Annotated in this window: 5 protein-coding genes; 1 reads left to right on the forward strand and 4 read right to left on the reverse strand. The window is 66.3% G+C overall.

The features are described 5' to 3' along the window. Positions 1 to 73 precede the first annotated feature (73 nt). The gene (locus MJD61_00275) at positions 74 to 1,780 is read left to right on the forward strand and encodes a methyltransferase domain-containing protein (GenBank protein ID MCG8553714.1); all 1,707 of its coding nucleotides are present in this window, start codon (positions 74 to 76) and stop codon (positions 1,778 to 1,780) included. A 175-nt stretch (positions 1,781 to 1,955) separates the two neighbouring features. Here the strand turns inward: MJD61_00275 and MJD61_00280 are convergent, their stop codons facing one another. The 4 genes from MJD61_00280 to MJD61_00295 form a co-directional block, all read right to left on the reverse strand. After that, on the reverse strand, positions 1,956 to 3,587 hold the full coding sequence (locus MJD61_00280; GenBank protein MCG8553715.1) for a thrombospondin type 3 repeat-containing protein: 1,632 nt from the start codon (positions 3,585 to 3,587) through the stop codon (positions 1,956 to 1,958). 103 nt (positions 3,588 to 3,690) lie between these two features. Continuing rightward, positions 3,691 to 4,494, reverse strand: a complete 804-nt coding sequence (locus MJD61_00285) for an energy transducer TonB (GenBank protein MCG8553716.1) — start codon at positions 4,492 to 4,494, stop codon at positions 3,691 to 3,693. Between the two features lie 30 nt (positions 4,495 to 4,524). Then, complete coding sequence (locus MJD61_00290) at positions 4,525 to 4,944, reverse strand: biopolymer transporter ExbD (protein ID MCG8553717.1); 420 nt, start codon at positions 4,942 to 4,944, stop codon at positions 4,525 to 4,527. Between the two features lie 2 nt (positions 4,945 to 4,946). Next, positions 4,947 to 5,600 carry a MotA/TolQ/ExbB proton channel family protein gene (locus MJD61_00295; protein ID MCG8553718.1) on the reverse strand — a complete coding sequence of 218 codons (654 nt, stop codon included), beginning with the start codon at positions 5,598 to 5,600 and terminating at the stop codon, positions 4,947 to 4,949. Positions 5,601 to 5,745 lie beyond the last annotated feature (145 nt).

The following is a 5,745-nucleotide window of genomic DNA, read 5'->3' on the forward strand; positions in this document are numbered from 1 at the left end:
GGTGCCAAATCCAACCGCGGTGCCAAATCCAACCGCGGTGCCAAATCCAACCGCGGTGCCAAATCCAACCGCGGTGCCAAATCCAACCGCGGTGCCGGACGGTCCACCCGAGCGGCGTCACTCGCTTCCGGCGGGGGTCGCCGCTTCGGTGCCTCGAGCCGAGCCGGCCACCCCGCCTCCGTGGGACGACCTGGCCGACGAGGAAGCGGCCGCAGAACAGGAACGGCTGGTGGATGTCGAGAGCGCCGCGCCTGCACTACCAGCTGCGACGGCCGACGATCCTGTGGGCGCTGGCCCCGCGGCCTCCGTCGCGGATCGCGGGGCGCTTGAGTCGCTGGCTGCAGGCGAGCAGTGGCCTACCAGCGAGGGCGGCGGTGACGAGGCTCTCGAGGATGTGGATGAGCCGCTTGACGTTGCGGTCGACACACCGGACCTGAGCGCGCCGCCGGCTGAAGGCGCGGTTGTGGAGCCTGCCACGCGCGCGCCCCCCCCGACACCGGCCCCGAGCTTGCACAGATCCCCCTCGTCGACCGGATCGGCGTCAGCAGCCGGTCCTCGACCGCCTCCTACGCCCGCGTCGGGTGCGCGGCCCATTCCGCTTGCGGGGTTCCGGATGAGCGGCGTGGCCAGCGAGCCGCTGCGAGGCAGCCAGCAGTGGTGGGAGCTGTTCTTCGACCGCGAATCGTCTTATCTCATGCCCGGAGCGTCCGCCAAGCGGATCGAAAGCGAGTGCGATTTCGTGGAAAGCTGTATGGGGCTGGCGGAAGGAGCAACCCTCTTGGACGTGGGCTGCGGGCGCGGCGACCACATCGTGGAGCTTTCTGCACGCGGTTACACCGCGGTCGGCATCGACATCTCCGCCACGATGCTGCGTTTCGCGCTGGACACCGCGCAGGAGCGCAACGTGCTCGCGCAGCTGGTGCATGCGGATGTCCGCGAGATCGGGTTCGAACAACGCTTCGACGGGCTGCTGTGTTGGGGTACGTCGTTCGGCTTGTACGATGACCAGGGCAACCGGGCGGTCCTCGGCAGCATGTACCGAGCGCTGAGACCCGGAGGTCGACTGCTGATGCAGGTTGTCAACAGGGACTACCTGCTGGCCCGCCAGCCGGATCTGTGCTGGTTCGAGGCCGGCGACTCCGTCTGCATGGAGGAGAGCGACCTCAAGTACCTGACGTCACGGTTGCACGTAAAACGGACTCGCATGCGTCGAGACGGCACGCAACGCGAACACGAGTACACGCTGCGGGTGTTTTCGGCGCACGAGCTGGGGCAGCTCGTTCACAAAGCCGGCTTTCGGGTAGTTGAGCTGAGCGGCCACGCTGCGACGCGAGGCGTGTTTCTGGGGTCGGCGTCCTCGAGTATCATCGTGCTTGCGGAGAGGCGGGCACGAAGCAACAACGCCCGATCCCCTCAGTCGTCGCGCGACGGCGCCGCAGCCCTCGTTGCGATGCGGACGCCCGCTGGGGACGGCGAGGCGGTGGCCGGCGTCCCCGAGGTTGCGTCGCAACCGGATACGGCCGCGGAGACACCCGAGGCCGAGGACACCATGGTGCTTAGCGAAGCCGATATCGAGAGCGACGAGAGTGTTGGCGAGCCCGACGCTTCGGTCAAAGACACCGTCGAGCTCGACCGGGAGCCGACCTCCGATTCGCTAGCTGGCGGGACTGAAGAGGAAGATCCCGAGGCCGAACGCCCGTCAGTGATCGAGGACAACGAAGATGTGCCATGGCGCGCGAGCGACGCCGACGACGAGGGCGAGGACGAACCCCGACATTAGATGGCGCTCAGGACAGGGACCCAGCCCCAAGACACTCCGCCTCGCGATCGGCCCTCCGCCACCGCATCGGCCTCGGTATCCGAGCTGCGAAGTGCAGCGCCTATTCGAGGAGGTTCAACGCCGCCAGCGGGCGCCAGGGCTGGGGCCAAACGATCAGGATTCCTGTGGCGAGGTACTAGGGCTTGGGGCCGGTTGGTGGTGCTGGCGCTGGGCGTGGGGTAGGGGTGCTGGACGGCTGAGCGGGCGTCGCCTTGCCCGGGGCAGACGTCGTTTGCTCTGGGCTGGGGCCGGCTGGGGAAGGGACGCTGGTGGACGGCTGTGTGGCAACGATGGGGTCGCCTCCCATTTCGGGGCAACCGTCATCGTCCTCGAAAACATCCCAATCCTCGGCCTGGTCGGGGCAGTAATCCTTGTCGTCTGGAATGTGGTCGCCGTCGAAATCTTCTTCGGGACAGCCGTCCTCGTCGCCGTAACCGTCCGTGTCTTCCGGCTGGTCGGGGCACTTGTCCTGATCGTCAGGCACACCGTCTCGGTCCGCATCGTGGTCGGGGCAGCCGTCGCCGTCTCGATCCTTGTCCATGTCTTCGGGCTCGTTGGGACAAGCATCGTAGCCGTCTTCGACCCCGTCTCCGTCGTTGTCGTCGTCGGGGCACCCATCCTCATCCTCGTGTCCGTCGGCGTCTTCGGGCTCGTCAGGACAACGATCGCGGGGGTCGTTCAGCCCGTCTCCGTCGTTGTCGAGGTCCGGACAGCCGTCATCGTCTAGATAGCCATCCAGATCCTCCTTCTCATTCGGACACGTGTCGCTCAGGTCGCGCACACCGTCGCCATCCGCATCTTCTGCGAGCGGGCGCCAGGCGGCCCCGGCAAGGCCCCGCACCACAGGCACTCCAACGCCCGCGATCAGTCCGGCTCCCGCACCGAGAGTGAACAGGAAATCGCTTTGTCGAAGCTGACCGGCCAGGCGCAGCTCCATAGGGTTTTCGTCCAGCTCTCGCTTGAGCGAGGTGCTGCCGCTAAGCTCGACAAGCACCCGCAGAAGCGACGTCAGGTCCATGGCGGCGGCAAAGCTGTAGGTCGCTGCAGGACCCGCGGTGGTCCTCAGAAGCGTGCGAGGCACCCGAAGCAACGCTCCCACGTTGCCCGCCAGGCGCAGGCGCGGCCGGTCGTAGGCCACGATCGCGTAGGCCCCTCCCGTGGGCAGTTGGTCCCCCAAATGCGGGCAAACTCGATCTTGACAGGATCCGCTCTTGGTGGCGGTGCGACTGAGGGGCGCCGTGACAAAAGCCGCTGCAGCGACCCCCAGGCCTCCTCGCGCGGGCGGACGCACGATTTGCACCTTTCCGGTAACGCGAGCGTCGCCGGGACCCCAATGGTCACCGCCCCGGATGAACACAAAGCCGTCGGCCGTGGTCGACGAGAAGCGCTCGCCCGAGTAGTAGCCCACGGGTACGACCAGGCCCAGCTGAAAGCGCTCCGCGATCGCGAGCGCACCTGTCAGATAGGCCACGGCTTGGGTCTCAACCAGATTCGCTTTGGTTTCTATTACCGAACAGTTGTTGAGGTTTCCACCCACGCAGTCGGCACTGAACAGCACGAAGGGCTTGTGCGCGTAGTCCAGCGTCAACCCAACACTCGAGACCATGTGACCCCGGACATTCGCACCGTCCACGGACAGGAAGTTGCCACGCCCCGGCGCCGGCACGAACCGGCTGGTCGAGAACTCCTCCAGGGAGATCTGCGCCAAGGCCGACGCACCGCATAGCCACGCTGCAGAGTAGGCGATCAACCCCAAGACGCGACGCATTCAGCCTCCGCAAACGGCCAACCGGGCGCACACACGCACCACGTTACCAAGCGGGGCGAGTATCGCGCGTTGGGGCGCTCAAGGCAACGCTTGGGGCCCTTGGTCAAAACTCGACCTCGAACCTGCACTTGAACGTCAGATCCATGGCCGCCGGCCTACCGTCCTTATCAAGGGGAGGTGCCCAGCGCTCCGAAGCCAGTGTCCGCCTGCAGGCATCAAAAAAGCCCTGCGAGCTTTCGCGCACCAGCCGGATTCTACGGATCCGCCCGTCGGGCATGACGCGCAGCCGGACTACCGCAACGCCCTCGATGCCCTGAAGCCGGGCCTGCTTGGGATAGTTGCTGCGCAGCAGCTCGCTGAGATTCGAGGGCGGAACGGGCTGCCGAGCCGCCGATTCGGCCGAAACAACACGTACGCCTCGCGCCGAGGGCACCCCCGGCCGCACGCCGGACCGCTTGCGGCCCGTTACCATGCCCGGCCCGCCCACCGGCCGAGTGATGGGCGCGCCGCTGCCCACGGCTGTGGACCAGCTCGAGCTTCCGGTCTCGCTGGTCAAGGTGACGCCGGTGAAGTCCAACGGGGTCTCATCTGCTGGAGGCGGCTCCGGGAGCTGGGGCTCCGGAGGCTTCGCCGCACGAGGCTTGGGGGCGGGCTTGCGGATCCGATGCCTGGGGCGTGGTGGTGGCGCTGGTGGCTCCGGCTCCGGTGGCAGTGGCGGTTGCGGGGGGGCGGGCTCGGGCTCGGGCACTCGCTCGACTTCGACCACATCGAAACGTGTCAGGGTCGGGTCCAGCGGATCCGGTGCACCTACCGTCCCGAGAAGAACAAGCGCACCCAGGTGCGCCCCAACGCTCGCTGCCAGGGTGATGAACGTGCCGAAAGCTCCGTCGTTACCATTGCGAGGCACCCGTTCGCGGTCCCTGCTCCCTGCGGAAGGCTAGTGCTCGAGCTCGAGGGGGCTCGTATTGATCGCGAACCTGTTGATGTGCTCGCGACGCAGCAGGTCGATGACATGGACGACGTGCGCGTGCCGAACACGGCCGTCAGCCGAGATGATCGCCTTGACATTGGGGTTCACGCGTTTTGCCTGCTTGAATCGCCGGGGCAGCTCGGCGACGTCGACGGCGTTTCCGTCAAGGTAGGTCTTTCCGTCTTTGTCCAAGGAGATGGACAGGCTCGCGTCGGTTGCCTCTCCGGTGGCGGCCTTGGGCAACTCCACATTGATCGCCTGCTTCACGAGATAGCTGGCGGTCACCATCAAGATGATGAGCAGAACCAGAACCACGTCGACCAGTGGAGTGACATTGATGGCGGTGATCAGCTCGTCATCCTCGGCGCTCGATGCATCTGCTGCCATGGCTATTCCGCGGGCTGCCGCTCGGCCGAGCTCGGGTTGGCCACGAGATAAGCCAGGATGTCGCTCGCGAGCGCGTCGGCTCGACCAAGTCGGGCTTTGATGGCCCGCTGGAAAGCGTTGAATGCCGCCACTGCAGGCAACGCCACGAGTATGCCGATCGCCGTGGCCACGAGTGCTTCGCCCACGTCAGCCATCAAGCCCGCGGTAACCTGGCCGGCGCTTTCATTGAGCGAGTGGAAGGCTCGGATGACGCCGATCACGGTGCCCAGCAGACCCACGAACGGCGCGTTGTTGCCAACGGTTCCGAGAAACGCGAGGTTGCGCTCCATTCGGAGTCGGGCGAGCTTCGCCTCGCCGCCCAGCCGCTCGCGCGCAGCATCAACGCCATCCGCGGCCGCATCGAGCGCGACGCTTGCGACCCTTGCCTCGAAGGACCTCGACTGCGCCAGGCGCCGGCGGGCTGCCTCGAGATCTTTCCTGTCGAGCCGGGAGCGCACTTCATGGCGAAGCTCGTCGATGTCGTCGCGAGACGCAAGCATGTAGTACGTACGTTCCAGCATGACCGCGATTCCAAACACCGACAGGGCGACGAGCAGCCACAGGACCCACTCAGCGCCGAGCATGGCGAAAGCCGTCAGCCGTTCCTCTATGTCCATTGTCCCACCATTATTCGCTGGCACCGCATATTCGCCGGCACCGCATGTCATTACGGGAGGGCCGGGCAGCCGGCAAGGCCAAACTCGCCAGGGCTCCGGACGCCGCGCCCTTGCTCCTCGCATGGCTTGAGCAGCTCACGCAACA

It is taken from the genome of Pseudomonadota bacterium (assembly GCA_022361155.1).
GTDB lineage: Bacteria > Myxococcota_A > Polyangia > Polyangiales > JAKSBK01 > JAKSBK01.